At 73.2% G+C, this 25,181-nt stretch carries 26 protein-coding genes; 9 read left to right on the top strand and 17 right to left on the bottom strand.

The window, feature by feature from the left end; genetic code table 11:
* Nucleotides 1–1,190: 1,190 nt before the first annotated feature.
* The 4 genes from ACIQUQ_RS15070 to ACIQUQ_RS15055 form a co-directional block, all read right to left on the bottom strand.
* A complete protein-coding gene (locus ACIQUQ_RS15070; protein ID WP_403975511.1) occupies nt 1,191–1,628 on the bottom strand; it encodes a hypothetical protein in 438 nt (145 codons plus the stop codon).
* A gap of 130 nt (nt 1,629–1,758) precedes the next feature.
* Nucleotides 1,759–2,199: a roadblock/LC7 domain-containing protein gene (locus ACIQUQ_RS15065; protein WP_403975508.1), complete on the bottom strand. Its 441-nt coding sequence runs from the start codon at nt 2,197–2,199 to the stop codon at nt 1,759–1,761.
* Nucleotides 2,196–3,119: a MarR family transcriptional regulator gene (locus tag ACIQUQ_RS15060; protein WP_403975506.1), complete on the bottom strand. Its 924-nt coding sequence runs from the start codon at nt 3,117–3,119 to the stop codon at nt 2,196–2,198. Before ACIQUQ_RS15060 ends, ACIQUQ_RS15065 begins: the two co-directional genes overlap by 4 nt.
* A 211-nt stretch (nt 3,120–3,330) precedes the next feature.
* Entirely contained in the window at nt 3,331–3,777 is a 447-nt protein-coding gene (locus ACIQUQ_RS15055; protein WP_403975503.1) for a GNAT family N-acetyltransferase, read from the bottom strand.
* Nucleotides 3,778–3,843: 66 nt separating this feature from the next.
* Here ACIQUQ_RS15055 and ACIQUQ_RS15050 point away from each other — a divergent pair, with 66 nt between their 5' ends.
* On the top strand, nt 3,844–4,563 hold the full coding sequence (locus ACIQUQ_RS15050) for a pyridoxal 5'-phosphate synthase (protein ID WP_403975500.1): 720 nt from the start codon (nt 3,844–3,846) through the stop codon (nt 4,561–4,563).
* Nucleotides 4,564–4,702: 139 nt separating this feature from the next.
* Here ACIQUQ_RS15050 and ACIQUQ_RS15045 read toward each other — a convergent pair whose 3' ends face one another.
* A complete protein-coding gene (locus ACIQUQ_RS15045) occupies nt 4,703–5,128 on the bottom strand; it encodes a Zn-ribbon domain-containing OB-fold protein (RefSeq protein WP_403975498.1) in 426 nt (141 codons plus the stop codon).
* Complete coding sequence (locus tag ACIQUQ_RS15040; RefSeq protein ID WP_403975496.1) at nt 5,125–5,577, bottom strand: DoxX family protein; 453 nt, start codon at nt 5,575–5,577, stop codon at nt 5,125–5,127. The genes ACIQUQ_RS15045 and ACIQUQ_RS15040 overlap by 4 nt, the downstream gene beginning before the upstream one ends.
* 161 nt (nt 5,578–5,738) lie before the next feature.
* On the opposite strand from ACIQUQ_RS15040, the gene ACIQUQ_RS15035 reads away from it, so the two are divergent.
* From ACIQUQ_RS15035 to ACIQUQ_RS15020, 4 genes are all read left to right on the top strand, one after another.
* Complete coding sequence (locus tag ACIQUQ_RS15035; RefSeq protein WP_403975493.1) at nt 5,739–6,932, top strand: flavin-containing monooxygenase; 1,194 nt, start codon at nt 5,739–5,741, stop codon at nt 6,930–6,932.
* Nucleotides 6,933–6,986: 54 nt separating this feature from the next.
* The gene (locus tag ACIQUQ_RS15030) at nt 6,987–8,447 is read left to right on the top strand and encodes a hypothetical protein (RefSeq protein WP_403975491.1); all 1,461 of its coding nucleotides are present in this window, start codon (nt 6,987–6,989) and stop codon (nt 8,445–8,447) included.
* 276 nt (nt 8,448–8,723) lie between these two features.
* A complete protein-coding gene (locus tag ACIQUQ_RS15025) occupies nt 8,724–10,958 on the top strand; it encodes an acetate--CoA ligase family protein (protein WP_403975489.1) in 2,235 nt (744 codons plus the stop codon).
* A complete protein-coding gene (locus tag ACIQUQ_RS15020; protein ID WP_403975487.1) occupies nt 10,955–11,782 on the top strand; it encodes an enoyl-CoA hydratase/isomerase family protein in 828 nt (275 codons plus the stop codon). The genes ACIQUQ_RS15025 and ACIQUQ_RS15020 overlap by 4 nt, the downstream gene beginning before the upstream one ends.
* A 447-nt stretch (nt 11,783–12,229) precedes the next feature.
* On the opposite strand, the gene ACIQUQ_RS15015 is transcribed toward ACIQUQ_RS15020, so the two are convergent.
* The 3 genes from ACIQUQ_RS15015 to ACIQUQ_RS15005 are packed head-to-tail and all read right to left on the bottom strand — an operon-like array spanning nt 12,230 to nt 14,078.
* Nucleotides 12,230–12,667, bottom strand: coding sequence for a hypothetical protein (locus ACIQUQ_RS15015; RefSeq protein ID WP_403975485.1), 438 nt, complete (start codon nt 12,665–12,667; stop codon nt 12,230–12,232).
* A complete protein-coding gene (locus ACIQUQ_RS15010) occupies nt 12,664–13,143 on the bottom strand; it encodes a hypothetical protein (RefSeq protein WP_403975483.1) in 480 nt (159 codons plus the stop codon). Before ACIQUQ_RS15010 ends, ACIQUQ_RS15015 begins: the two co-directional genes overlap by 4 nt.
* A gap of 17 nt (nt 13,144–13,160) precedes the next feature.
* Nucleotides 13,161–14,078: a hypothetical protein gene (locus tag ACIQUQ_RS15005; RefSeq protein WP_403975480.1), complete on the bottom strand. Its 918-nt coding sequence runs from the start codon at nt 14,076–14,078 to the stop codon at nt 13,161–13,163.
* 226 nt (nt 14,079–14,304) lie between these two features.
* On the opposite strand from ACIQUQ_RS15005, the gene ACIQUQ_RS15000 reads away from it, so the two are divergent.
* Entirely contained in the window at nt 14,305–14,910 is a 606-nt protein-coding gene (locus ACIQUQ_RS15000; RefSeq protein WP_403975673.1) for a flavin reductase family protein, read from the top strand.
* A gap of 52 nt (nt 14,911–14,962) precedes the next feature.
* Here ACIQUQ_RS15000 and ACIQUQ_RS14995 read toward each other — a convergent pair whose 3' ends face one another.
* Genes ACIQUQ_RS14995 through ACIQUQ_RS14985 form a run of 3 tightly spaced genes read right to left on the bottom strand, consistent with a single transcriptional unit; the run spans nt 14,963 to nt 18,148 of the window.
* Nucleotides 14,963–16,030 (bottom strand): Zn-dependent alcohol dehydrogenase, encoded by a 1,068-nt coding sequence (locus tag ACIQUQ_RS14995; RefSeq protein WP_403975478.1) that lies wholly within the window; start codon nt 16,028–16,030, stop codon nt 14,963–14,965.
* On the bottom strand, nt 16,027–17,223 hold the full coding sequence (locus ACIQUQ_RS14990; protein ID WP_403975475.1) for an acyl-CoA dehydrogenase family protein: 1,197 nt from the start codon (nt 17,221–17,223) through the stop codon (nt 16,027–16,029). Before ACIQUQ_RS14990 ends, ACIQUQ_RS14995 begins: the two co-directional genes overlap by 4 nt.
* A 13-nt stretch (nt 17,224–17,236) precedes the next feature.
* A complete protein-coding gene (locus ACIQUQ_RS14985; protein ID WP_403975472.1) occupies nt 17,237–18,148 on the bottom strand; it encodes an SDR family oxidoreductase in 912 nt (303 codons plus the stop codon).
* Between the two features lie 107 nt (nt 18,149–18,255).
* Here ACIQUQ_RS14985 and ACIQUQ_RS14980 point away from each other — a divergent pair, with 107 nt between their 5' ends.
* From ACIQUQ_RS14980 to ACIQUQ_RS14970, 3 genes are all read left to right on the top strand, one after another.
* Entirely contained in the window at nt 18,256–19,182 is a 927-nt protein-coding gene (locus tag ACIQUQ_RS14980) for a cyclase family protein (RefSeq protein WP_403975470.1), read from the top strand.
* Nucleotides 19,183–19,339: 157 nt separating this feature from the next.
* Complete coding sequence (locus ACIQUQ_RS14975) at nt 19,340–19,759, top strand: hypothetical protein (protein ID WP_403975467.1); 420 nt, start codon at nt 19,340–19,342, stop codon at nt 19,757–19,759.
* Between the two features lie 10 nt (nt 19,760–19,769).
* Nucleotides 19,770–20,282 (top strand): YcxB family protein, encoded by a 513-nt coding sequence (locus ACIQUQ_RS14970; protein ID WP_403975465.1) that lies wholly within the window; start codon nt 19,770–19,772, stop codon nt 20,280–20,282.
* 41 nt (nt 20,283–20,323) lie between these two features.
* Here ACIQUQ_RS14970 and ACIQUQ_RS14965 read toward each other — a convergent pair whose 3' ends face one another.
* The 5 genes from ACIQUQ_RS14965 to ACIQUQ_RS14945 form a co-directional block, all read right to left on the bottom strand.
* Entirely contained in the window at nt 20,324–20,872 is a 549-nt protein-coding gene (locus ACIQUQ_RS14965) for a GNAT family N-acetyltransferase (protein WP_403975463.1), read from the bottom strand.
* A gap of 221 nt (nt 20,873–21,093) precedes the next feature.
* Nucleotides 21,094–21,522 (bottom strand): ATP-binding protein, encoded by a 429-nt coding sequence (locus tag ACIQUQ_RS14960; RefSeq protein ID WP_403975460.1) that lies wholly within the window; start codon nt 21,520–21,522, stop codon nt 21,094–21,096.
* A 342-nt stretch (nt 21,523–21,864) separates the two neighbouring features.
* Nucleotides 21,865–22,755, bottom strand: coding sequence for an acyl-CoA dehydrogenase family protein (locus ACIQUQ_RS14955; protein WP_403975458.1), 891 nt, complete (start codon nt 22,753–22,755; stop codon nt 21,865–21,867).
* A 6-nt stretch (nt 22,756–22,761) separates the two neighbouring features.
* Complete coding sequence (locus ACIQUQ_RS14950; RefSeq protein WP_403975455.1) at nt 22,762–23,931, bottom strand: acyl-CoA dehydrogenase family protein; 1,170 nt, start codon at nt 23,929–23,931, stop codon at nt 22,762–22,764.
* A complete protein-coding gene (locus ACIQUQ_RS14945; RefSeq protein ID WP_403975452.1) occupies nt 23,931–25,139 on the bottom strand; it encodes an amidohydrolase family protein in 1,209 nt (402 codons plus the stop codon). The genes ACIQUQ_RS14950 and ACIQUQ_RS14945 overlap by 1 nt, the downstream gene beginning before the upstream one ends.
* Between the last annotated feature and the right edge of the window lie 42 nt (nt 25,140–25,181).

The raw sequence follows: 25,181 nt of genomic DNA, 5'->3' as shown, positions 1-25,181 counted from the left end.
CAGTGGGCCGGTGTTGTGGGTGGGTCCTGGAGCCACCCGCCACTTGAGGGTGTTTCCGGGGCGGGGCGGGCCGTCAAGGGCGCTCCGCTGCGCTCCGCGTCGCCTGCGGCGATTCCACTTCGTTCCACCCTTGACTGCCCACCCCGCCCCGGGGGTACGACGAGTGGCGGGAGGCTCCAGGAGGGACGGTCAGGGGGCAAAGCCCAGGGCCGGCCAGTGGCGATGGGGGCGTGCCCGGTGGCTCCGCCACCCAGGCACCGGCCGGGAGCCCGGAGTCGGCACCGGGTGCCCGGAGCCGGGGTGGGCCCCCGCCCCATGGGGCGGACGCGTCAGCGTCCGTAGGCCCTCCGCCCATCTCAGCGACTTCCGGGCCGCCCGTGCCCCTTCATAAGCCGCCCACGATCGCTACGCGCTCCTGCCTCACGGCGACCGACGGCCGTCTGGGGCCGGACATAGGCCGCCAGCGATCGCATGTGCTTCTCCCGCCACGCGATGACCGGCCCGTCGTGGTGGGACATAGGCCGCCAGCGATGGGTAGGCGCTTTTCACGTCTCAGCGTCCGCCCGGCCGGTCGTGGTGAGACAAGAGCCGCCCACGACGGCCGCGTGCGGCTCTCGCGGGACGGCCGACGGGCCGTCCCGCCCGCCAGTTGCGGGAAATGGACACTGGATCCGGGTCATCCCCGACGCCCGTCCTTCTCACGTTCCTTCCCGGCCCAAGACGGCTGTCTGCCGCCGAGCCGGCAGGAGCGCGTAGCGATCGTTGGCGGCTTGTGAAGGGGCACAGGCGGCCCGGAGGCCGCTGAGACGGCCGGTGGGCCTACGGACGGGGACGCGTCCGCCCCGTGGGGCGGGGCTGCACCCCGGCACCGTGTCACGCACCCGGTACCGGAATGCATGAGGAGTGGCCAGGGCGTCTTTCCTGGGGTTGTCCGCCGAGGTCTTTGCCTTCCGGGCCGGGGTGCCCTGTCAAGGGTGGAACGAAGTGGAATCGCCGAAGGCGACGCGGAGCGCAGCGGAGCGCCCTTGACAGGGTGCCCCGGCCCGGAAACCCTCGGTCGGCGGACGGCCCCAGATACGTCCACTTCCCTGAGACCGGCCCGGGAGCTACCGCTCCTCCGGCCACCTCCCCCACACCGGCCCAGGTGGTACCGGTCCCCGCCCACCTCCTCGACACCGCCCACCCAGCGCTCAGAGCTGGCCGTGTTCGCGGAGGACTCGGCGGGCCTGGGCGAAGAGCATGCCCACGTTCACGGTCTTGCGGCAGACGACGACCGCCACCACTTCGTCGGTGCTGTCGATGCGCAGGAAGAGGTGGGCCAGGTTGTCACTGTTGACCAGGATCTCCTGGAAGTAGTGGCGGTCGCTGACGATGCCGCGGCGCTCCTTGAAGATGCCCTCGATCATCACGACATTGCGGCCCTGGAAGAGTTCGAGCGTCGCGGCGGCCAGCATGTCGAGGACTTCCGCCGGGTGGGAGTCGACGGTCTCGACGGACAGCAGCATGCCGGTCGACATGTCGATGACCCCCGCGGCCACGCAGTCGGGAACCTCCGCACGCAGCCTCTTGACCAGGGTCGCGACCTGTTCGGCCATGCTCGGACCCCCGTGGGGTGTCGGGGTGCTCATCGTGCGTGCTCCTTGGTGAGGTGAAGTGAAGTGTGAGGAAGTGAGAGGAAGTGAGAGGAAGCTGGGTGAAGTGGGGTGAAGCGTGGCGATGCAGTGTGGTGGTGGGATTCCCGGGGCGTTGCCGGCCGCGTCACGTGCCCGTCGGCGCCTCCGGCGCCTCCGGTGCCTCCGGCCTCTCCGGCCCCTCCGGCCCCTCCGGCGCCGTCAGCAGCGCCGTCAGGCGTTGGAGGGTGGCCTGGGTCTCGGTGTGGAGGCGGCGGACGTCCAGGCCCGTGTCGCCCAGTACGCCGATCAGGGCCATGTCGCCGACGGGGTGGGCGACCAGGTAGCCGCCGGTGAAGCGCGACACGGTGTGGTGCAGCAGCCCCTTGCTGGTCATGGCGCCGGCGCGGCGGGCGAGGCTGACGGCCGCTGCGGTGAGTGCGGCCAGGCTCTCCGCGTCCGCGGTGTCGTCGGTCTCCGCGGTGATCAGCAGACCGTCGGCGGACGCCACCACGACGTCGGTGACGCCCACGACGCGGTCCCGCAGTTCCCGCATCTCCGTGGCGAGCTGGGCATTCCTGGTGGTCACGTTTCTCCTGTCGCGCTGCGTGTTGCCTGTTCGTGGGCCCAGCGGGTGCCGCCGAGCGCCCGGTACCTGGCGAGGAACGCCGGTGGGGGCTCCCAGGGCCCGGTCACGGGGCGCAGCGGCAGTACGTCGCCGATGCCGCTCGCGCCGGGGCGGCGTTGTGGGAGCCGGGCGTGGCCGGGCCGGCCTGAGGGCTGGCCCGGGGGCGGAGGTGCGGGGGGCGGGGGTGTCGTCGGCTGGTCGGTCCGGGGCACCGTTTCGAGGAGGCCTTCGTCCAGCAGTCGGGAGACCTCGACGGTGACGGCGTACAGGCTCCGGCCGAGCAGGAAGGCGATGTCCCGGACGCTGCGGCGGCCGTTGGCGCGTAGCAGGATCTCCCTGCGTTCGCCGGTGGCCGGGCCGGCGAGCCGGGCCGAGCCCGCGGCAGTGCGGGCGATGCGGGTGCGGAACGGGGAGGGGCACTGGCCCAGGGCGCTGAGCACGCGGATCCGCCGGCCCGCCTCCTCCACCAGCCATTCCGGTTCGATGCCGGCGGGGGCGGCGAGGCGGCAGGTGTCCGCGTCGCGGTCGAGGGTGAAGCCGTTGATGCGGCCCATCCCGACGGCCAGCGCGCCGTCCAGGGCGGCCATCGTGCACATCAGCTGTAACTCGGCGCTGCCGACCAGGTCCTGGGCGATCAGCGCGGTTCCGAGGCGGCCGTCACCGGCCGCGGAGCGGGTGACGGACGCCCACTCGGCCTCGCTCACCCGGCCCGAGCGCAGGAGAAGGGTCTCGACGCCCGGGGCGCCCGGGGAGGCCACCTCCAGGAGTGCGCCACTGCGGAGGTGGAAGGAGCCGCCGGGCTCTCCGGAGACCAGCAGTTCTCCGGAGAGCCGGTCGCGTGACGCCTCGGTGAGCGCCCTGGCCAGGTCGAGCCCCGTCACCCTCGATGGATTCCGACGTGGCGCCGGTGCGTCGATTTCTGCCATGCCCCTGCAATCAGCCGTTGTCGCATATGCCAACTCGCTGACCGCACCGTAGCCATGCTCACTGATCATTCGATATGAATATTCAGTAGTGATCGGCTTATGTCACGACCCGAGCGTTCGGGACCCGGTTGATTGCTTATTCGATTGTTTTCGGGGTCGGCAGCGATTACGGCAATGCGCGGCGCAGTTCCACGTACGCGATCTCGTCGCCGTCCAGGACGTAGCGGTCGAACTCCTCGAAGCCCCGGGCCAGGGCGAAGGCCAGGCCCGACCTGTTGGTCTCCAGGACCACCGTCTCGACCTGGGTGACCCCCATGGCGCGGGCCGTCGTCAGGGCGTGCTCGTAGAGGGTCCGGCCGTGGCCGCGTCCGCGGTGCGCCGGGAGGACGCGGGCGATGACCATGGCCGCGTCGGGGTTCTCGTCCGGGGGGCGGACCGTCGTGTTGCCCACCGGCTCGTCGCCCAGGTACGCCACGTCGAGGTGGTGGCGCCCGGCCCGTTCCCGCACGTCCACCAGGGACAGCAGGTGGGTCGGGATGATCGTGTTGTGTACGTGCCGCCAGTGGTCGAGCATCTCGTCGCCCACCGGCCGCACGATCCGCAGCTGGTCCATGGCGGGCAGCCAACCCGGCCGGGCCCGCGCCCGTCAATCGTGTTTGTGTGCTGGGAGGATGGGGCCATGACGACCACCGCCGAGGAATTCCGCAAGGCGCTGCACTCCCTGCGCGTCTGGGACACCGAGCTGCCCGCCTTCGACGTCGACCGGGCTCCCGCGGAGCCGCTGGGGCTGTTCCACGAGTGGTTCGCGCACGCCGTCACGGCCGGCCAGGCCGAGCCGCACACCATGTCCCTCGCGACGGCCGACGGCGAGGGACGGCCGGACGTGCGGACGCTGATGCTGCACGACGCCGACGAGCGCGGCTGGCACTTCGCCTCGCACTCCGGCAGCGCAAAGGGGCGTCAGCTGGCGGGCCGGCCCGAGGCCGCGCTCGGCTTCTACTGGCCGGCGGTGGGGCGGCAGGTTCGGGTGCGGGGCCGGGTGGTGACCGGCGGCGCCGAGGAGGCCCGCGCGAGTCTCGCCGTACGGTCGCGCGGGGCGCTCGCCGCCGCGCTCACCGGGCGGCAGAGCGAGGTGCTGGGGTCCCTGGACGAGCTGTACGCCGCCTCGTCGGCCGCCTGGGAGCGGGCCGGCTCCGAGCCCGACGCGCCCGCCCCCAGCTGGACGCTGTACGTGCTGGAGCCGCGCGAGGTGGAGTTCTTCCAGGGCGACGCCCAGCGCCGCCACGTCCGGCTCCGCTACCGCCGCTACGACGCGGGCGCCGACGGCGACGCGGGCCGTGACGACGACGCGGGCCACGGCGGAGGCGGCGCCTGGGTACGCGAGCTGCTCTGGCCCTGAGGCCCGCGGCCCGGGAGTCCCGGCCTGGGAGTACCGGCCCGGGAGTACCGGCCCGGGAGTACCGGCCGAGGAGCACCGGCCGGGGAGCACCGGCCGGGGCCCCGCCCTCTCGCCGCGCCGACCGCGCCACGGCCCCCGGTCAGGCGCGCGCCGGGCGGAAGACCGGGACGTGGATCCCGTCCGTCTCCACCCGGAAGGCGAGCTCCAGCGGCATGCCGACGCGCAGGCCGTCCGCCGCGCAGTCGATCACCTCTGTCATCATGCGGGGGCCCTCCGCGAGGTCGGCCACGGCGGCGACGTACGGCACCCGGGAGCCGAAGGGCGGCAGGTCGTTGCGGTACACGACGGACCAGGTGTAGAGCGTGGCGCGGCCGCTCGCGGGCTCCCAGTCCACCGTCTCGCTCCAGCAGTGCGGGCAGAATTCCCGCGGGTAGTGGTGCGCCCGCCCACAGCTGCCGCACCGGCGCAGCAGCAGCCGCCCCTGAGCGGCGGCCTCCCACCAGGGCCGGGTGAAGGCGTCCACGTCGGGCAGGTCGAAGCGGGGCGCGGGCGCGGCGGCGGTCACAGGAAGAGTCCCATCGTGTGGTCGAGCGACCAGGCCTGCCAGCTCATGGTGAACAGCGCGACGAGGGAGATCAGCGCCATCATGGCGTTCTGCCCCTGCTCGGCCCAGTCGTGGATCATCAGCACCAGGTAGAGCAGGTTGAGCAGCAGGCCGCCGATCAGCGCGACCGGCGTGAGGAAGCCGGCCACCAGACCCAGCCCCAGGGCGAGTTCGGCGTAGACGACGACGTACGCCATCAGCCGCGGGCGGGGTTGTACGACCTTCGCGAAGCCGGTCTTCACGAACGGCCAGCGGTGCTTGTTCGCGACGTCCGCCGCCCACGCGATGCCGGTGCCGCGCTCGAACCAGCCCTTCTTGTCCTTGTGCCGCCAGCTCTCCAGCCACCACAGGCCGAGGCCTATCCGGAGCACGGCGACCCACTCGGCCCCGCCGAGCAGGATGGTCCGCATCGCCCGTCCACCTCCCTCACCCACACGCACGTATCTGACGGTACGTCAGTTCAGCGGATCGGACCCGTTCCGCACAAGACCCCGGTGCCGTGATCGATTCGCAACCGGATCCCGCCTTGACCGAGACCCATCAACGCTGTGTGCCGATACGCTCACAGCTCATGCTGGACACCACCCCCCTCGAGAACCACACCGAACCCCGCCCCGTGTACGTCATCGGCGCCGGGCCCAGCGGGCTCGCCGCCGCCGCGGCGCTGCGCGCCCGGGGCGTACGGGCCGTGGTCGTCGAGAAGTCCGACGCCGTGGGCGCCTCCTGGCGCCGCCACTACGACCGGCTGCGGCTGCACACCACCCGGCGGCTCTCCGCGCTGCCGGGGCTGGCGATGCCCCGCAGGTTCGGCCGGTGGGTGGCCCGCGACAACGTGGTCCGGTACCTGGAGAAGTACGCCGAGCACCACGAGCTGGAGCTCGTCACCGGCGTCGAGGTGACCCGCGTCGACCCCGCCGAGGACGGCGCGGGCTGGGTGCTGCACGCCACCGGCGGACGGGAGCTCGCCGCCTCCGCCGTGGTCGTCGCCACCGGCTTCAACCACACCCCCCGACTGCCGGACTGGCCGGGCGCGGACACCTTCACCGGCAAGCTGCTGCACGCGAGCGAGTACCGGAACCCGGGCCCGTACGAAGGGCTCGACGTGCTCGTGGTCGGCGTCGGCAACACCGGCGCCGAGATAGCCGTCGACCTCGCCGCGGGCGGGGCCGGGCGCGTGCGGCTGGCGGTGCGCACCGCCCCGCACATCGTGCGCCGCTCCACCCTGGGCTGGCCGGCCCAGCGCACCGGGATCCTGTGCCGGCGGCTGCCGGTGCGGCTGGTCGACCGGCTGGGCGCGGCGGTCGGGAAGCTGTCGGTGCCCGACCTGTCGGAGTACGGGCTCCCGCGCCCGGACACCGGGCTGTACACCCGGGTCCGCGAAGGGGCGATCCCCGTGCAGGACGTGGGGCTGATCGACGCGGTGCGGGAGCGGCGGGTGGAGCCCGTGGCGGCCGTGGCGTCGTTCGAGGGTGCCGAGGTGGTGCTGGCGGACGGCAGCCGGGTGACGCCGGACGTGGTCGTCGCGGCCACCGGGTACGGCCGGGCGCTGGAAGGGCTGGTCGGGCACCTCGGGGTGCTGGACGAGCGGGGGCGTCCGGTGGTGCACGGCGCCCGGACCCCCGCGGGGGCGCCGGGGCTGTACTTCACCGGTTACACGAACCCGATCAGCGGCATGTTCCGCGAGATGGCGCTCGACGCGGAGCGGATCGCGAAGGCGCTGGCCCGCGCCCGGGGTGGAGCGGGCACTTCCGCGACCCGCCGGTAACCCGGCCGGATCCGTACCCATAAGCTCCCCTGCAAGATCGAACATGGGGGGAACATGACGTTCAGCTTCGGCCTGCCCGCGCGCCTGACCCGCGCCGCGGCCACCGGCCTCGGCACCGCGGCCGTCGTACTGGCCACCACCACCGCGCTCGCCGCGCCGGCCGCCCTGGCGGCGCCCGTGCCCGGAGCCGCCGGGGCAGCCTTCGGGGCGGCCGCGGAGGACCCGTACGCACGGGTCGTGCTCGGCACCAGCCTCGGCTGGAACGGGGTGACCGTGGACCTCGGCGGCGCGCCGCGCCCGGCCGGTCTCGCGGTGCACGTGCGCATGCCGGGGAGCGACACCCGGCTCGCGACGGTGACGGAGTTCCCGTACGGCGGGAAGACGGTGGCCGGGAAGGTGCTGCCGCTGCAGTCGGCGGCCCTGAAGCTCGCGGAGCTCGGCAACTACGCCCTGGACCTGGAGTACCAGGACGCCCGGGGCGTACCGGTGCTCAGGAAGGACCTGGGGCGGCTCACGTACCAGGTCAGGCCCTGGCTCTCCGAGGTGGGACCGGTCGGCGGCTCGGTGTCCCTGGACTCCCTGCGCACCGCCGTGAAGGGGCGGCTGACCGCCACGGACCCGCGCGACGGCCAGGAGGTGCCGCTGCCCGGGACCGCGGTGAAGGTGGACTTCACCGGGGACGCCCTGCCGGCGGAGCCGGTGAAGACCGGTGCCGACGGGCGCTTCGTGCTGCCGCACGCCTTCGCGGGCACCGAGACCTCGACCGAGTTCACGGTCTCGTACCGCAGCGTGCCCGCGGAGCAGACGGTCAGCGCCTCGGGCAAGGTCTGGTCGAGCAACCGCTACCCGGAGATCCGCCTCGACTCGGCCGCGGAGCTGACCGCGCGCCACGGCTCGACGGCCAAGGTCACCGGGACGGTCGTGCGGAAGGCCTGGAAGGGTGCCGACGAGCCGGAGCTGGTGACCGTGCCGGGGATCTCCGTGCTGGTCAGCACCGGCTACTGCCCCACCGCCGGGTGCGCGCCGCAGCAGCGCCTCCAGGTGGTGAAGACGGACTCCAAGGGCCGGTTCTCGCTGAGCCGGAAGGTGCTGGAGGACGGGACGTGGATGGTCGGCTTCGACCCGGCGCTCCCGGCCAACCCGTGGGTGTACCCGGATCCGATGGCGAAGCGGATCGAGGTGACGGCCACCGCGCGGACGGCCTTCGAGGACTACCGCGCCCGGCAGCGCTCCGACGGCAAGGTGACCGTCGCCGGCAAGCTCGCGCTGTACGAGGGCCCGGCCCTGCCGCCGGCCTCCGCCAAGGTCAAGGTGCAGTTCTCGGCGAACGGCAGGACCGGCTGGACCACCGTGAGCAGCTTCGGCACCCCGTACGGCAAGGCCTTCACGCAGACCGTGCCGGGGCGGGGCGCCGGGTACTGGCGGCTGAAGTTCACCGGCACCACCACCGGTGACGAGCCGATTCCGGGCGCGGTCTCGGCCAAGCTGCCGCTGGGCGCGGTCCGCGGGGCGTGATGCGGGGCGGGCGCGGGTACGACGTACCCGCGCCCGTCACGCTCATCCGTCCCACCCCATCCGCGGGCCGGCGTCGCACCCCCGAGGACCCGCTCCACCCCGTCCCCGGGCACCCGTCCCACCCCTCCCGCGGGGCTCCGTACGCGCCTCTTCGGCCAGGGCCGGGAAATCCGGCCACTGCAACCTGTTCCTGACTGCCCGTCAGTTCAGTAATCTGACTAAGCGTCAGCTATGGCGTCAGTCCTGGAGAGTCATCGAGCAGGAGCGGGCGGAACGATGCTTGGATCTACTCACGGCACCCTCACCACCGACTTCCGCGCCCGTGTCGAGGCCTGCGGGGAGCACCCCCGCAGGGCCGTCCACTCCACGGCCGGATCCCCCTCCGAGGGGGCACCGGACCTGGATGTGAGCGGGCGCCCCCTGCACGCCGACGTGCCCGACCTCGACCGGTTCTTCCGGCCCGAGTCCGTGGCCGTCATCGGTGCGTCCGACGCCGAGGGCAGACCCAACACCGGCATCACCCGCCAGCTCATCGCCTGGGCCGGACGCGTCGGGGCACGGCTGCACCCCGTACACCCCACGCGGGAGACCGTCTTCGGCATCCCCTGCCACGCGTCCGTGGCCGACCTGCCCGAGCAGGTAGACCTGGCCGTGCTGCTGGTCGGCGACCCACTGCCGGTGATCGAGGAACTCGCCGAGGCGAAGGTGAAGTTCGCGGTCGCGTTCGCGTCCGGCTTCGCGGAGACCGGGGACGAGGGCGCGGCCGCGCAGGCGCGGCTGGCGGCCGCGGTCCGGCGCTCCGGCCTGCGCCTGCTTGGCCCGAACACCAACCTCAACGCCTTCGAGGAGTTCCGCGAGGACCTCGAAGGCCCGGCCATCGCCCTGATCACCCAGTCCGGCCACCAGGGCCGCCCCGTCTACACCCTCCAGGAGCTGGGCATCCGGCTCTCCCACTGGGCGCCGACGGGCAACGAGGCGGACCTGGAGACCTCGGACTTCATCTCGTACTTCGCCGAGCGCCCGGAGGTCGGCGCGATCGCCTGCTACGTCGAGGGCCTCAAGGACGGCCGCTCCTTCCTGCTCGCCGCCGACCGGGCCGCCCGCAACGGCGTGCCGGTGGTCGCGGTCAAGGTGGGCCGTACGGAGACCGGTGCGCGGATGGCGGCGTCCCACACCGGCAAGCTGACGGGCGCGGACACGGTGGTGGACGCGGCGATGCGGCAGTTCGGCGTGATCCGGGTGGACGGTCTCGACGAACTCCAGGACACCGCCGCCCTCCTGGCGCGGGCCAGGAAGCCGAAGGCCGACGGCGTGGTCGTCTACTCGATCTCCGGCGGAACGGGCGCGCACTTCTCCGACCTGGCGACGGAGGCCGGCCTGCACCTGCCCACGCTCTCCGGGGCCAAGCAGGACGAGCTGCACCAGTGGATCCCGGAGTACCTGAACGTCGCGAACCCCGTCGACAACGGCGGCCACCCGGTGGGCGACTGGCGCGGCCGGAAGATCATCGACGCGATCCTGGCGGACCCGTCCGTCGGAGTGCTGATCTGTCCGATCACCGGGCCGTTCCCGCCCATGAGCGACCGGCTGGCGCAGGACCTGGTGGACGCCGCCGAGCAGACGGACAAGCTGGTCTGCGTGGTGTGGGGCTCGCCCGTGGGCACGGAGGAGGCGTACCGGACCACCCTGCTGGGCTCGTCGCGGGTGGCGACCTTCCGCACCTTCGGCAACTGCATCACGGCGGTCCGCGCCTACCTGGACCACCACCGGTTCACCAGCGGCTACCGCTCGCCCTTCGAGGACGCGCCGCGCACGCCCTCGCCCTCGTACCGCAAGGCGCAGGCGCTGATGCGGCCGGGCCAGCAGCTGAGCGAGCACGCGGCGAAGCAACTGCTCAGGGCGTACGGGATACGGGTGCCCCGCGAGCAGCTGGTGACGAGCGCGGCGGCGGCGGTGCGCGCGGCCGGGCTGGTGGGCTACCCGGTGGTGATGAAGGCGTCCGGCCCGCAGCTCGCGCACAAGACGGAGCTGGGCCTGGTCAAGGTGGGGCTCACCTCGGCGAGCCAGATCCGGGACGCGTACCGGGAGCTGACGGACATCGCGCGGTACGAGGACATCCCGCTCGACGGCATCCTCGTGTGCCAGATGGTGGAGCGGGGCGTGGAGATGGTCGTCGGCGTCACGCAGGACCAGCTCTTCGGGCCGACCGTGACGGTGGGACTCGGCGGCGTGCTGGTGGAGGTGCTGCACGACGCGGCGGTACGGGTGCCGCCCTTCGGGGAGGACCAGGCCCGGGCGATGCTGCGCGAACTGCGCGGACATGCGCTGCTGGAGGGGGTGCGGGGCGCGCCGCCGGTGGACGTGGACGCGCTGGTGGAGGTGGTGCTGCGGGTGCAGCGGATGGCGCTGGAGCTGGGGGACGAGCTGTCGGAGCTGGACATCAACCCACTGATGGTGCTGCCCCGCGGGCAGGGCGCGGTGGCGCTTGACGCGCTGGCGGTGTGCCGGTGAGCGGGGCGGCGGAGGAGCCGGTGAGCCCGGAGGCCAAGGAGCCGGACGTACTCCACCGGCTGGAGAACGGCGTCTCTTGGATCACGCTGAACCGGCCGGCCGCGATGAACGCGGTCACCTGGGACCAGCGGGAACGCGTCATGGCCCTGCTGGCCGAGGCCTCGGCGGACCCGGCCGTCCGGGCCGTGGTGGTCACCGCCACCGGCAAGGGCTTCTGCGCCGGTGCGGACCTGCGCGGCTCGCCGGCCGCCGGCGAGCGGGTCGTGGGGGACGTCGCCCGGATGATCCGGCAGGGCGCGCAGCGGTTCATCACGGCCGTACTGGACTGCGAGAAGCCGGTGATCGCGGCGGTGAACGGAACGGCCGCGGGCATCGGCGCGCACCTGGCCCTCGCCTGCGACCTGGTGCTGGCGGCCGAGTCGGCGCGGTTCATCGAGGTGTTCGTGCGCCGGGGGCTGGTGCCGGACGGGGCGGGCGCGTACCTGCTGCCCCGGCTGGTCGGCCCGCAGCGGGCCAAGGAACTGATGTTCTTCGGCGACTCGGTCCCGGCTGCCGAGGCGCTGCGCCTGGGCCTGGTGAACCGGGTGGTCCCGGACGCGGAACTGGAGTCCCTGGCCCGCGGCTGGGCCGAGCGCCTGGCCCAGGGCCCGACTCGCGCCCTGGCCCTGACGAAGCAGCTGGTCAACGCCTCTCTGGACACGGACCGTTCGACGGCCCTGGCGGCCGAGGCCGTGGCCCAGGAACTGAACATGTCCACCGCCGACGCGAACGAGGGCGTGGCCAGCTTCGTGGAACGCCGCACCCCGAAATACCGGGGGCTGTAGGGGCCGCGGTGGCCGGGTGGCCAGCTGCAGCTTCGGGCTGTTCGGGCCGCCGGAGCTTCGGGTGCCGCTCGCCGGAGCTTCGGTGGTGGGTCGTGTGGTGTGTGGGTCCCCTCGGTGCTTGACCCGTCGTGGCCTGCAGGCCCTGCGGCAGGCCCACCCCTGGGGCTTTGGGGCTTCGCCCTGGCCTTCGGCCACCCCAGGCCCGGGCCTGCCTCCGGACCAGCCTGCCACGACGCCTCAAGCACCTCCCCCACACACCACACGACCCACCAGGCCCTGCCAAGGGGAGTGGCGGCCGAGGGGGGCGGGGGGAATGCGGGCGCGCAGGTATCGGATGCCGGCTCCCGGCCCGGCTTCGGGCCAGGCCATGGCGACGAGTCGAGCCCGAGAAGCGTCGGCGGAGGTGGGCCGCCCGGTCGGCCAGCCGACTCGGCTCCCCCTACCGGCCTACTCGGCCGCCTTCTCGGCCGGCCCCGCCCCTGCTGTCCCTCCCCCGGGGCCGGCGGCGGCAGCCTCCTCCGCCTCCAGCGCCGCAAGCTCGGCCAGGCGCCGGGCGCGCGGGGCCCGTACCGCGCCGACGATGCGGGTGATGCCCCAGCCGAGCAGCCACGGCAGTGCCGTGATCACCCCGACGTACCAGAGCAGGTAGCCGCTGAAGTCGTCCCACCACCGCGAGTCCGGGTCCTGCAGCCGCACCAGGAACACGACCAGCAGCGCGAGCACCGGCTCCGCCGGCAGCAGCACCGACCACAGCCGTGGCTTCCAGCCGGGCCGGCGGGCGCACCACACCCCCGTCGCGAGCATGATGAAGGGCCCGCCCAGGAACCACAGCAGGGGTGGCAGGAAGACCAGCACCTGCCATCCGTCACCGCCTCCGAACATCATGCGCGTACCCCCTTCTCCGCCCTCTCCGCCCTCTCCGCGGCACGGCGTTCGAGGACTCCCGCTGCCAGCGCCGGCAGCAGTCCCAGTGCCGTCACGCACGCCCACACCACGCCGAAGTCCGGCAGGTACGGGCCCTGGTCGCGGCAGAGCAGCCCCGCCACGACCCCCGCGACCAGCGGCAGCGGCAGCAGCCGCCACAGGGCGCCGGGACCCGGCAGCCGTCCGGCCAGGTACTGCCCGGTCAGCACGGCCGGGCCGGTCAGGAAGACCGCCTGGAGCGTGCCGAAGACCGCGGCGGCCACCGGTACGACGAGGAACGGGCAGGCCAGGTCGGCCCCGTACTCGGGCAGCCCGTACCGGCCCCAGGACCACACGGCGTACCCGAGGCCCAGCACGGTGAACTGCGCGGCCGCGACGGCCGCCCCGTTCCGCAGCGACCGGCACCCGAACAGGGCCGCCCGCTCCCCCTCCCCCACCCCTTCCCCCTCCCCGCTCATCGCGCGACCGCCGGGTTCTTGCGCAGCACCCGGACGTCCCCGTCGTCCGGGTCCCCGACCAGCAGGAACAGTTCGGGCTGTTCGGCGGTGCCGGCGATCTCCCAGCCGTTCACCGGCATCTCCGGGCAACCGGGGGCGGAGAGGGCCACGCCTTCCCGCTGCCGTTCGCGCGGCTCCCGGTACTCCCACGTGCCCTCGCCCGTACAAGCGCCCTCGGCGAGGCCGTCGGCGTACGCGAGCGAGGTGAATTCGGCGCGCCCCTCAGGCTGCAGCAGGAGGGCCGACCCGCCCTCGCCGGTCCACAGTCCCGCGTAGTCCTTCGGGGACAGCTCCGGCGACCGGTAGTCCTCGAAGGTGAGCGACGCGGCCCAGCCCTGGAACGGCAGCACGAGCAGCATCGCCCCCACTACGGCCAGCCCGCGCAGGCGCCGGCCGTCCGCGAAGAGTTCCGCCGCCAGGACCGGCACCGCGAGCATCCCCGCGGCCCAGCCCCAGAGGACCGGGAACGAGGCGCCGAGCCCCCTGAGGGGCACGGCCGCCGCGGCGGCCACCGCGGCGACCGCGACTGCCGTCCAGACCACCCGGGGTCCGCCGATCCGCGCGGCCGGCAGGCGGCCGAGCGACGCGGCGAGCATCGCCCCGCACGCACCCAGGACCAGGCCCGCCCCCAGTGCCACGAGCGGGCCGAGCACCACCGCAGCCGCAAGGACCATCATGTCCGCGAGGTAGCCGGGATCACGGCCGTACTCGTCGGAGACCGTCACCACATCGAGGGCCCAGGTGTGCCAGACCAGCGCCACCTGCACCGTGGAGACGAGTGATGCGGCCGTCAGCGCCCTCCCGTCCCACAGCACCCGCTGCCCGCCGGCGCGCGCCGCCACGGCCGGCCCTGCCAGTGCTTCCTGCAGCTCCACAGCCCACCCACCCCCGGCCGGAGCGCTGCCCCGGACACCGCCTTGAACATGTTCAAGTTCCCGCGAGGAGCGTACACCTCGCCGTTGAACACGTTCAAGCGAGTTCCTGAACGCATTCAAGGCCCCCGCCGGACTCCGTCGACACTCCGCCGACGCCCCGCCGACGCCCCGCCACCCCTCCACCGGGGTTCCAATCTGACGAGCCGTCAGGTTCAATCGGTCCATGATGGGACACGCAGGGATGGCGGCCACCGTCATCCGCTACCTCAGGAACACCGGCACCCCCACGGCCGTGGACCCGCACCCCCGCCCCGAGCTGCGCGCAGTGGCCGACGACGAGCGGACGCCCGTCGGGGCGGGCGAGTTCCGGGCCGTGCTCGGGCACTTCGCGAGCGGCGTCACGGTCATCACCGCCCCCGCCGCCGAGGGCGAGGAAGGCCCGGCCGGCTTCGCCTGCCAGTCCTTCGCCTCGCTCTCCCTGGACCCCCCGCTGGTCACGTTCATGGTGGCCCGTACGTCGACCACCTGGCCCCGCATCGCCCGCGCCGGGGTGTTCTGCGTGAACATCCTGGGTGCCCGGCAGGGCGAGCTGTGCCGCTCCTTCGCCGTCAGCGGGGCCGACAAGTTCGCCGGCGTCACCCACAGGCCCGCCCCGGTGACCGGCTCGCCGCAACTGGCCGACGTACCGGCCTGGATCGACTGCCGGATCCACGCCGTGCACACCGGCGGCGACCACCTCATCGTCGTGGGCCGCGTCGAGGCCCTCGGCGCCCCGGGCGAGGGCGACCCGCTCCTCTTCCACCAGGGCAGGTTCGGCCGCTTCACGGCCTGAGCGGCCGGCCCCGGAGGGCCGGCCGCTCAGCAGCGGTACGCCAGGACCCGCGTCAGAAGGTCAGCACCCCCCGGGCCACGCGGCCCGCGTGCGCGTCCTCCGCGGCGAGGGCGAAGTCCTCGACCGGGTACGTACGGGTCACCAGCTCGTCCAGCAGCAGCCGGCCCTCCCGGTAGAGCTTCGCGTACAGCGCGATGTCCCGCTGCGGGCGCGAGGACCCGTACCGGCAGCCCAGGATCGACTTGTCCAGGTACAGCGAGGAGACCTGGAACGAGGCCTCGTCCGCGAAGCCCGGCACCCCGAGCAGGACCGCCTGGCCGTGCCGGTCCAGCAGGTCCACGGCCTGCCGGATCAGCTTCACGTTGCCCACGCACTCGAAGGCGTGGTCGGCGCCGGCCGGCAGGACGCCCTTGACCGCCTCCACGGTGTCCTTGACCGCCGAGGCGTCGATGAAGTGCGTGGCGCCGAACTGCCGGGCCACCGCCTCCTTCGCCGGGTTGGCGTCCACCGCCACGATCGTGCTGGCCCCCGCGATCCGGGCGCCCTGGATGACGTTCAGCCCGATGCCGCCGGTCCCGATGACCACCACCGACTCGCCGCGGTCCACCTTCGCCCGGTTCAGCACCGCCCCGACGCCGGTCAGCACCCCGCAGCCGATGAGCGCCGCCGAGGTCAGCGGCACCTCCTCCGGGATCTTCACGGCCTGCACGGCCTTCACGACGGTCCGCTCCGCGAAGGCGGAGTTGGACGCGAACTGGAACAGCGGCCGCCCGCCCCGCGAGAACGGCTGCCCCGGCATCCCGATCGCCTTGCGGCACATCGTGGGCCGCCCCCGGTCGCACTCCGCGCAGGCACCGCAGTTGGCGAGGGTGGACAGCGAGACGTGGTCGCCGGGCACCACGTGCGTCACGCCCGCCCCCACGGCCTCCACCACGCCCGCGCCCTCGTGCCCGAGCACCACCGGCGGCGGGAAGGGGATGGTCCCGTCGATCACCGACAGGTCGCTGTGGCACAGCCCCGCCGCCTTCACCGCGACCAGCACCTCGCCCGGTCCCGGGTCGCGCACCTCCAGGTCGTCGACCACCTGGACCTGCTTGCCGTCGAACACCACACCTCTCACCGTGCCGCCTCCTTGGGCTCCCTGGGCAGGCCGAGCACGCGCTCGGCGATGATGTTGCGCTGGATCTCGTCCGAGCCGCCGTAGATGGTGTCTGCGCGGGTGAAGAGGAACAGCCGCTGCTCCTCGTCGAGTTCGTACGGGCGCTCCGCCGACCAGTCGTACGGGCCGACGGCGCCGGCGGCGCCCCGTACCGCCACGGCCAGCTCGCCCAGCCGCTTGTGCCAGCCGCCCCACAACAGCTTCGCCACGCTGGGGGCGCCCTCGTCGCCGGAGCCGCCGAGGGTGCGCAGCGCGTTCCACCGCATCGTCTTCAGCTCGGCCCACTGCCGGACCAGCCGGTCCCGCAGCACCGGGTCGTCCGCGCCGGGCCCGGCGAGGAAGGCGGCCAGGACGCGGTCGAGCTCGGCGGCGAAGCCGATCTGCTGGACGAGCGTGGAGACGCCCCGCTCCAGCGCGAGGAGGCCCATGGCCACCTGCCAGCCGTTGCCCTCGCCGCCCACCACCTCGGTGGCCGCGGCCCCGTCGAAGAAGACCTCGTTGAACTCGCTGGTGCCGGACATCTGGCGGATCGGCCGCACCTCGACGCGGCCCGGCTGGTCCATCGGCACCAGCAGGAACGACAGCCCGTGGTGGCGCTTCGATCCGGGCTCGGTGCGGGCCAGGACGAAGCACCAGTCGGCGTCCTGGGCCAGCGAGGTCCAGATCTTCTGGCCGGTGACCCGCCAGCCGGCGCCGTCGCGCACCGCCGCGGTGCGCAGGGCCGCGAGGTCGGAGCCGGCCCCGGGCTCGCTGTAGCCCTGGCACCACAGCTCGTCGCCGCGGGCGACGGCGGGCAGGAAGCGGTCGCGCTGCTCCTGCGTGCCGTACGCGATCAGGGTGGGGGCGAGGAGGTTCTCGCCGATGTGGCCGACGCGGCCGGGGGCGCGGACGCGGGCGTACTCCTCGGCCCACACCACCTGCTGGGTGAGGGAGGCCCGCTGCTGCCCGTACTCCCCCGACTCCCAGCCGAGGCCGATCCAGCCGCCGCGGCCCAGCTCGCGCTCCCAGGCGCGGCGTCCGGCGACGCCCTCGTGCTCGCTGCCGGGGCCGCCCAGGCCCACGGCGGCGGTGTACGGGCCGACCAGGTGCGCGCCGAGCCACTCCCGGGCCCGGGTGCGGAACTCCTCGTCCGCCGGTCCGAAGCCGAAGTCCACGAGCTGCCCCCCTCTAGGCGTTGGGGCGGTCCTTGGCGGCCGCCGCCCTGGCCATCGCCTCCAGCTGGGCGAGCATGGGCATCGGGTCGGTGCCGACGGTCCCCGGCAGGAAGTCGGCGATCTTCTCGGGGGTCCAGGTCCCCTCGGCGTACCCGGCGCGCAGTTCGCGCGGCTGCGCCCAGACGGCGATCTTGGGTCCGGCGATCGTGTAGACCTGCCCGGTGATGTTCTCGGCCCTGGCCCGGTCGCTGAGCAGGTAGGTGACGAGCGCCGCCACGTCCTCGGGCTCGCCGATCTCCTTCAGCTCCATGGGGACGTTGGCGGACATCCGGGTCCGGGCGACCGGCGCGACGGCGTTGGCGGTGACCCCGTACTTGTGCAGCCCGAGGGCGGCGGAGCGGACCAGGGAGATGATGCCGCCCTTGGCCGCCGAGTAGTTGGCCTGGGCGACGGAGCCCTGGTGGTTGCCGCTGGTGAAGCCGATGAGGGTGCCGGAGCCCTGCCTGCGCATGACGGCGGAGGCGGCGCGGAAGACCGTGAAGGTGCCCTTGAGGTGGGTGGCGACGACCGGGTCCCACTCCTCCTCGGACATGTTGAAGAGCATCCGCTCGCGCAGGATGCCGGCGACGCAGACGACGCCGTCGATGCGCCCGTACTCGGCGAGCGCGGTGTCGACGATGCGCTGGCCGCCGGCCATGGTGGAGATGTCGTCGGCGACCGCGACGGCCTCGCCGCCGGCCGCGGTGATCTCCTTGACCACCTCCTCGGCGATCTCGCTGGTGGGCTCGCCGCCCTCGATGGACACGCCGTAGTCGTTGACGACGACCCGGGCGCCCTCGGCCGCCGCGGCGAGTGCCACGGCCCTGCCGATGCCCCGGCCCGCGCCCGTGACGGCGACGACCTTGCCTGCCAAGAAGTTCCCCACGTCCCGACCCTTCCCGCGGTTTCTGACGGACCGTTAGATTCTATGGGCAGTCGGACGGACCCGCACAAGCCCCAGTCCGTGCCCGGAATCGAGGAGCTGACCAACCGATGAGCCTGCCCGCCGAGTTCCACGACATCGCCAAGCGCGTCAACAACTGGGGCCGCTGGGGCGCCGACGACGAGATCGGCACGCTGAACCTGATCACCGACGAGGTCGTACGGGCCGCCGCGGCCGGCATCACGAGCGGGCGCCGCGTCCCGCTGGCGCTGCCGCTCAAGGAGGACGGCGTGCAGGCCGGCATGATCCCGGGCCGGATCAACCCGCTGCACACGATGGTCCAGATCAACCAGGAGATCTTCGGCCCCGGCACGGTGGCCTGCAGCGACGACGCGGTGACCATGGGCCTGCAGGCGGCCACCCACTGGGACGCCCTGACGCACGTCTCCCACTCGGGGAAGATCTACAACGGCCGGCCCGCGGACAGCATCACCCCGCACACCCGCGCGCAGTACAGCGGCATCGAGAAGGCCGGCCCGATCGTCTCGCGCGGCGTGCTGCTGGACGTGGCCCGCGCCAAGGGCCTGGACCGGCTGCCGGGGAACCACGCGGTGACCCCGGAAGACCTGGCGGAGGCCGAGGAGTTCGGCCGGGTCACGGTCCGCGCCGGGGACATCGTGCTGGTCCGCACCGGCCAGGTCCAGGTCTACTTGGCGGGCGACAAGCACGGCTACGGCTTCCCGTCGCCCGGCCTGTCGGTGCGCACCCCGGAGTGGTTCCACGCCCGGGACGTGGCCGCGGTCGCCAACGACACCCTGACCTTCGAGATCTTCCCGCCGGAGATCGAGAACCTGTGGCTCCCCGTACACGCCCTGGACCTGGTGGAAATGGGCATGCACCAGGGCCAGAACTGGAACCTGGAAGCCCTGTCCACGGCCTGCGCGGACCAGCAGCAGTACACGTTCCTGCTCAGCGCGATGCCGGAACCCTTCGTGGGCGGCACGGGCACCCCGGTGGCCCCGGTGGCGATCCTGTAGACGCCCCGGGAGACAGCCCCGATTCCCCAACCAGGTGAACAGATCGCGCCAGTGGCCAATTCGTGATCTCCGTGGGGTGCCGCCGTTCGCCCGGGGGTGGATAGCGTGCGGTGCCCCCGGGCATCCGGGGGGCGTTCAGATCGCTCAGGAGACGTACATGGCCGTCAAGAAGGCCACCATCCAGCAGCAGGTCGCCGCTGCCATCACCGAGGCCAACCCCGCCGACAAGCCGCTCGTGACCATCCAGGCCGTCGCGGGCCCGAGCGTGTGGCTGATGAGCATGCTCGGCCTGATCGGCCAGGCGTTCCTCACGTACTACTTCATCACCGTCACCGAGCAGGCCGTGCTGGTCCACAAGGCGAGCAAACTGAGCAACCGGCCCAAGGAGCTGGCCTTCGCGATACCGCGCACCGAGGCCACCTGGCTGGTCAGCGACGTGAACCGGAACACCCTCTGGAGCTGGTTCCGCTTCCAGCTGCCCGGCCAGGCCAAGCCGGCCCGCATGAACGTCCACCGCATCTGGCGCGAGGAACTCGACCGGCTGCTGGACCACATCGTCGGCCAGCCGGTCGCCTGAGGTGGAGGTGGTGCCGGGCGGCCACGACGCGTCCTTCAGCGTCACCGGCGCCGTGAGCCGGGCCGAGTTCGCGGAAGCCGTCAAGGCTGCGGGCACGTTCCGGTGGGCACGCGTGGCCGCCGTGCTCGGAACCGTCTGGTTCGCCGCGGCGGGGATCACCCTCGACGCGGACGGCGTCACGGTGCACCCCGCGCCGCTCGTCATCGCGGCGGCCTACGCGGTCGTGATGCTCGTGGTCCTGCCGCGGCTGCTCGTACGGCTCTCCCACGCGCGCCGGGCCGCCGCGGAGAAGCACACCGTCGTGGACGACGCCGGCATCACGGTGTCCCGGGGCGGCGAGACGATGCGCATGACGTGGGACGAGGTGCGCTGGTACCACGACACCCCCGGCACCCACGTGCTGGTGGGGCGGTCGGGCCGGCGGACCTGCCTGCTGGTGCTGCCCAAGCGGCTGTTCACCGGCCCCGGCGAGAGCGACCTGTTCGGCGCCTTCGCCCACGCACGCGCCGGCGACCGCGGCTGAGGGCATCCGGGGGAGGTTCCGGAAGGGACCTCCCCCGGTGCTCACCCGGACGTGATCGCGTCCGCCGGGACCTCGAAGACGTACGCGATGCCGTCCTGTTCGTTGCCCCGCTCGCCGACGCGCGTGAAGCCGAAGCCCCCGATGGTGGCCAGGGAGGCGGCGTTGTCGGAGCCGATGGTGGCCCGTACGGTCCTGACGCCCGGCTCGGCGGCGGCCCTGACCAGCAGCGCCCTCAGCATGGCGCGGGCATAGCCCTGGCGCCGGTGGCGGGGTACGACGCTGTAGCCGACCTCGACCACGCCGTCCGCGTCCGGGGGCCCGTGGAACCCGGCGTCGCCGACGACCGTGCCGTCCGGCTCGGAGACCGCGGCCCGGGTGAGCCAGGGGCCGGCGGACGGGTCGCCCGCGAGCTGGTCGGCGCGGTAGCCGAAGATGTGGCGGGCCCGGTCGCCGACGAAGTGCTCGTCGAGCGCGACACCGGCCACGGCGCTGCCGCGGGCGAGGTCCCCGTCGGCGAGCGCGCGCAGCGCCTCGGCGTTGAGCTCGACGAAGCGGACGCGCTTGGGTTCGGGTACGAGTTCGTTGGTCATCGCCGCAGATGCTCGCCGACCACCGCGCCCCTGTCCACCGCTTTCCGCCCGTGCTCCGGGCGGGGCCCCGGGACCTGCGGGTGGCGGCGAGCTTTCGTGCTCGCCCCGAGCGCGGCACGGCGGGCCGCCACCCCACGACCCGCACTCGCCAAGGGCATATACCTCGGCGTCCCCTCGCGACGAATCGCTCCCCTCCAGGGTGATCAACGCATGACGGCCCGTCAACACCTCGTTAGAGGGACGTCCGCCGGATCGTCGGCCTTGGCGTCGCGGTCGACCTCGCACCAGATGCGCTTCCCGGCGCCCTCCGGCTGCCAGCCCCAGCGGTCCGCGAGGCCGTCGACCAGCTCCAGGCCCCGCCCGTTGGTGGACTCGCCGTCGGCGTGACGGCGGGCCGGCGGGTGGGCGCTCACGTCGGCGACCTCCACCCGCACCCCCGGCTCACCGAAGAGCATCCGCAGCACCGCGGGGCAGCCGGTGTGCACCACGGCGTTGGTCACGAGTTCGGAGATCAACAGGATCAGCGTCTCGGCGAGGGGTTCGTCCACTCCTATGCCGCACCCCGCCAGCCGGGACCGCGCCCATCTGCGGGCGCGGCCCACTTCGGCGGGATCCGCACCGACTTCCAGCTGAACCTGAAGCACCTGCACCGCTCACACCATCCGAACCGGCGGACACTTCGCCTCGCGAGAGAACGGGATCACCGACCGTGACCCCCTTGCGGAGCAGCATGGTTGACATACAGTCACGACAACAAGCGCTTCGGGCATATTCCAGCGCGAAGGAGTAAGCGTGGTGCATACTGTGCGACGCCCTCGCCGCTCAACCGCTCGCATTTGTGGGAGCGTACCGGAGGGCGCCCCCGACTCCGCCGCGTAACGAGTCGGACGAAGGACACAAACCGATATCAACTCTCTGTAATCGGACATGCGTCCCGCGCCGTCCCACCCGTCACCCGCGGTGCCCTCTCACAGCACGGCTCACTGCACCCCTCACAGCGTGGCCAGCAGCTCCCCCGCCAGCACCTCCTCCGCTTCCCGCGCGGTCATCCACTGCTCGGCCCGCACCCACGCCCGCTTCAGGTGCAGGTGCACGTCCGCCTCCCACGTGAACCCCATGCCGCCGTGCACCTGGAGGCAGTCCCGGGCGTTGCGCACGGCCGCCTCGTCGGCCAGCAGCTTCGCCGCCGCCACCTCGCCGGCGGCCCCGGTCACGGCCGCCGCGTACACCGCGGTACGCGCCACCTCGGCCCGTACCAGCATCTCCGCGCACAGGTGCTTGACCGCCTGGAACGCGCCGACCGGCTGCCCGAACTGCTCGCGCTCACCGGCGTACCGCACGGCCGTCCCACAGGTCGCGAGGGCGCTGCCGACCTGCAACGCGGCCGTCAGCAGCGCCCCCTCGGCCCGCCACGCCTCCGGCGGCCGCGCGCCCGGCACCCGGTGCAGCGGCGTCAGCGGGTCCACGGACCGTACGGGCTCCTCGCCCCCCGTCGCGGCCCCCAGCAGCACGTCCGCCTCCGCCAGGTACGCCACCAGCCCCCCGGAGAGGTCCGGAGCGGTCACCACCGCGGCCCCCTCCGCCGCGGCCGGCACCGAGCCCGCCGCCAGCTCCGTGGCCACCAGCGGCCCCGGCAGCAGCACCCGCCCGGCCTCCTCGAAGACCAGCACGGCCTCCGGCAGCCCGAGCCCGACCCCGCCGGCCTCCTCGGGCACCCGCAGCGCGAAGAACCCGGCCTCCCCCAGCTCCCGCCACAGCTCCCGGTCCACGGGCTCGCCGGAGTCCACCGCGGCCCGCAGCGCGTCCCGCCCGAACCGGCCGCGCAACAGCTCCCGCACCCCCGCCCGCAGGTCCCGCTGGTCCTCGGTCAACTGGAACCGCAACGAGGCTCACCGGCCCTTCGGGAGGCCGAGGATGCGCTCGGCGACGATGTTCTTCTGGATCTGCGAGGTGCCGGCCGCGATGGTGTACGAGAGGGAGGACAGCCGGGCCGGCACCCATTCCGCGCCCGCCCCGTCGCCGCCCAGCACGAGCGACCCGGCCCCCAGCACCTCGGCCGCCGTGTCGTACAGCTCCTGCCGCGCGTGCGAGTACCGCAGCTTGAAGACCGAGCCGCCGACGCCGGGCACCCCGCCCGACCCCTCGGCCTCGCTCACGTTCCACTGGGTCAGCCGCCAGAGGGCGCCGAACTCCCCGTACAGGCGCCCCAGTTTCCGCCGCAGCACCGGGTCGTCCCAGCGGCCGTTGTCCCGGGCCACCCGGGCCAGCCCGGCCAGCGTCCGGCGGCAGGCCACCACCTCCCCGACGAAGGCGGTGCCCCGCTCGAAGGACAGGGTCACCATGGTCACGCGCCAGCCGTCGTTCTCGGCGCCCACCCGGTTCGCCACCGGCACCCGCACCTCGTCCAGGAACATCTCGGCGAACTCGGTGGACCCCGCAAGGGTCCGCAGCGGCCGCACCGACACCCCCGGGGCGTCCATCGGCATCGCGAGCCAGCTGATCCCGCGGTGCTTGGGCGCGGCCGGGTCGGTGCGCACCAGCAGCTCGCACCAGTCGGCCACTTCGGCGTGCGAGGTCCAGATCTTGGAGCCGGTGACCACGTACTCGTCCCCGTCCCGCACGGCCCTGGTCCGCAGCGCGGCCAGGTCGGAGCCCGCGTCCGGCTCGCTGAAGCCCTGGCACCACACCTCGTCGCCGCGCAGCACGGGCGGCAGCCAGCGGGCCCGCTGCTCCGCGGTGCCCTCGGCGGCGATGGTGGGCCCGGCGTGCAGCAGCCCGACGAAGTTGGCGCCGACGTAGGGCGCCCCGGCGCGCTCGGTCTCCTCCAGGAAGATCAGGTGCTGGGTGGGGGTGGCGCCCCGGCCGCCCGCGTCGAGGGGCCAGTGCAGGCCGGCGTACCCGGCGTCGTACAGCCGGCGCTGCCAGCCGAGGTCGTACGCGCGGCGGCCCGGCCAGTCGTCGGGCGAGGGGGCGGGGGGCAGCTCGGGCAGCGTCTTGCCGAGCCATTCGCGCAGGCGGGCCCGGAACTCCCGCTCCTCCTCGGTGTACGTGAGGTCCACTAGACCGTCCTGCGGCGGTCGCGGTCGAGGTCCAGCCCGAGCATGCGGATGGCGTTGCCCCGCATCAGCTTGTAGACCGTCTCCTCGTCGAGGCCCTTCACGTGGTCGAGGGCGACCTCCTTGGTGTGCGGGAAGGTCGAGTCGACGTGCGGGTAGTCGGTCTCGAAGGTGGCGTTGTCGCGGCCGACGACGTCGATGGCCTCGATGCCGTGCTTGTCGCGGAAGAAGCAGCAGAAGATCTGCCGGTAGTAGTACGTGGAGGGCGGCTCGGGGATCAGGTCGCGGACGCCGCCCCAGGCGCGGTGCTCCTGCCACACGTCGTCGGCGCGCTCCAGGGCGTACGGGATCCAGCCCATCTGGCCCTCGCTGTAGGCGAGCTTGAGCTGCGGGAACTTCACGAGGACGCCGCTGAAGAGGAAGTCCATCATCGAGGCCATCGCGTTGTTGAAGCTGAGCGAGGCCTGGACGGCGGGCGGCGCGTCGGGGGAGGCGGCGGGCATCTGGGAGCTCGACCCGATGTGCATGTTGACCACCGTGCCGGTCTCCTGGCAGGCGGCGAAGAAGGGGTCCCAGTAGCCGGAGTGGATCGAGGGCAGCCCGAGGTGGGTGGGGATCTCCGAGAAGGTGACGGCGCGGACCCCGCGGGCGGCGTTGCGGCGGATCTCGGCGACGGCGAGGCCGATGTCCCAGAGGGGGACGATGCAGAGGGGGATGAGGCGGCCGCCGCTGTCGCCGCACCACTCCTCGACCATCCAGTCGTTGTACGCGCGCACGCAGGCCAGGGCGACCTCCTTGTCGTGCGCCTCGGCGAAGGTCTGGCCGCAGAAGCGGGGGAAGGTCGGGAAGCAGAGGGACGCCTCGACGTGGTTGAGGTCCATGTCGGCCAGCCGCGCCTTGGGGTCCCAGCAGCCGCGGCGCATCTCCTCGCGGGTGATGCCCTCCAGGGTCATCTCGTCGCGGTCGAATCCGACGGCGGCGATGTTCCGCTTGTACGGGAACTTGAGGTCCTCGTAGATCCACCAGTCGGTCGGCGGGCCGTCCGGGTCCATGGAGATCACGTACTTGCCACCGGTGTAGACGAGCTCGCCGATGCCCGCGGTGAGCGGCTTGGGTCCGCGGTCCCGGTACTTGGCGGGCAGCCACGTGTCGAAGAGGTGCGCGGGCTCGATCACGTGGTCGTCCACGCTGATGATCCGGGGCAGTTCCATGGGGTTCCCCTCACCGGGTTTCTGATGCACCGTCAGAAACAA

It is taken from the genome of Streptomyces sp. NPDC101118 (assembly GCF_044759445.1).
In the GTDB taxonomy this organism is placed as follows: Bacteria; Actinomycetota; Actinomycetes; order Streptomycetales; family Streptomycetaceae; genus Streptomyces.
This window is presented reverse-complemented; position numbering and strand designations above follow the sequence as displayed.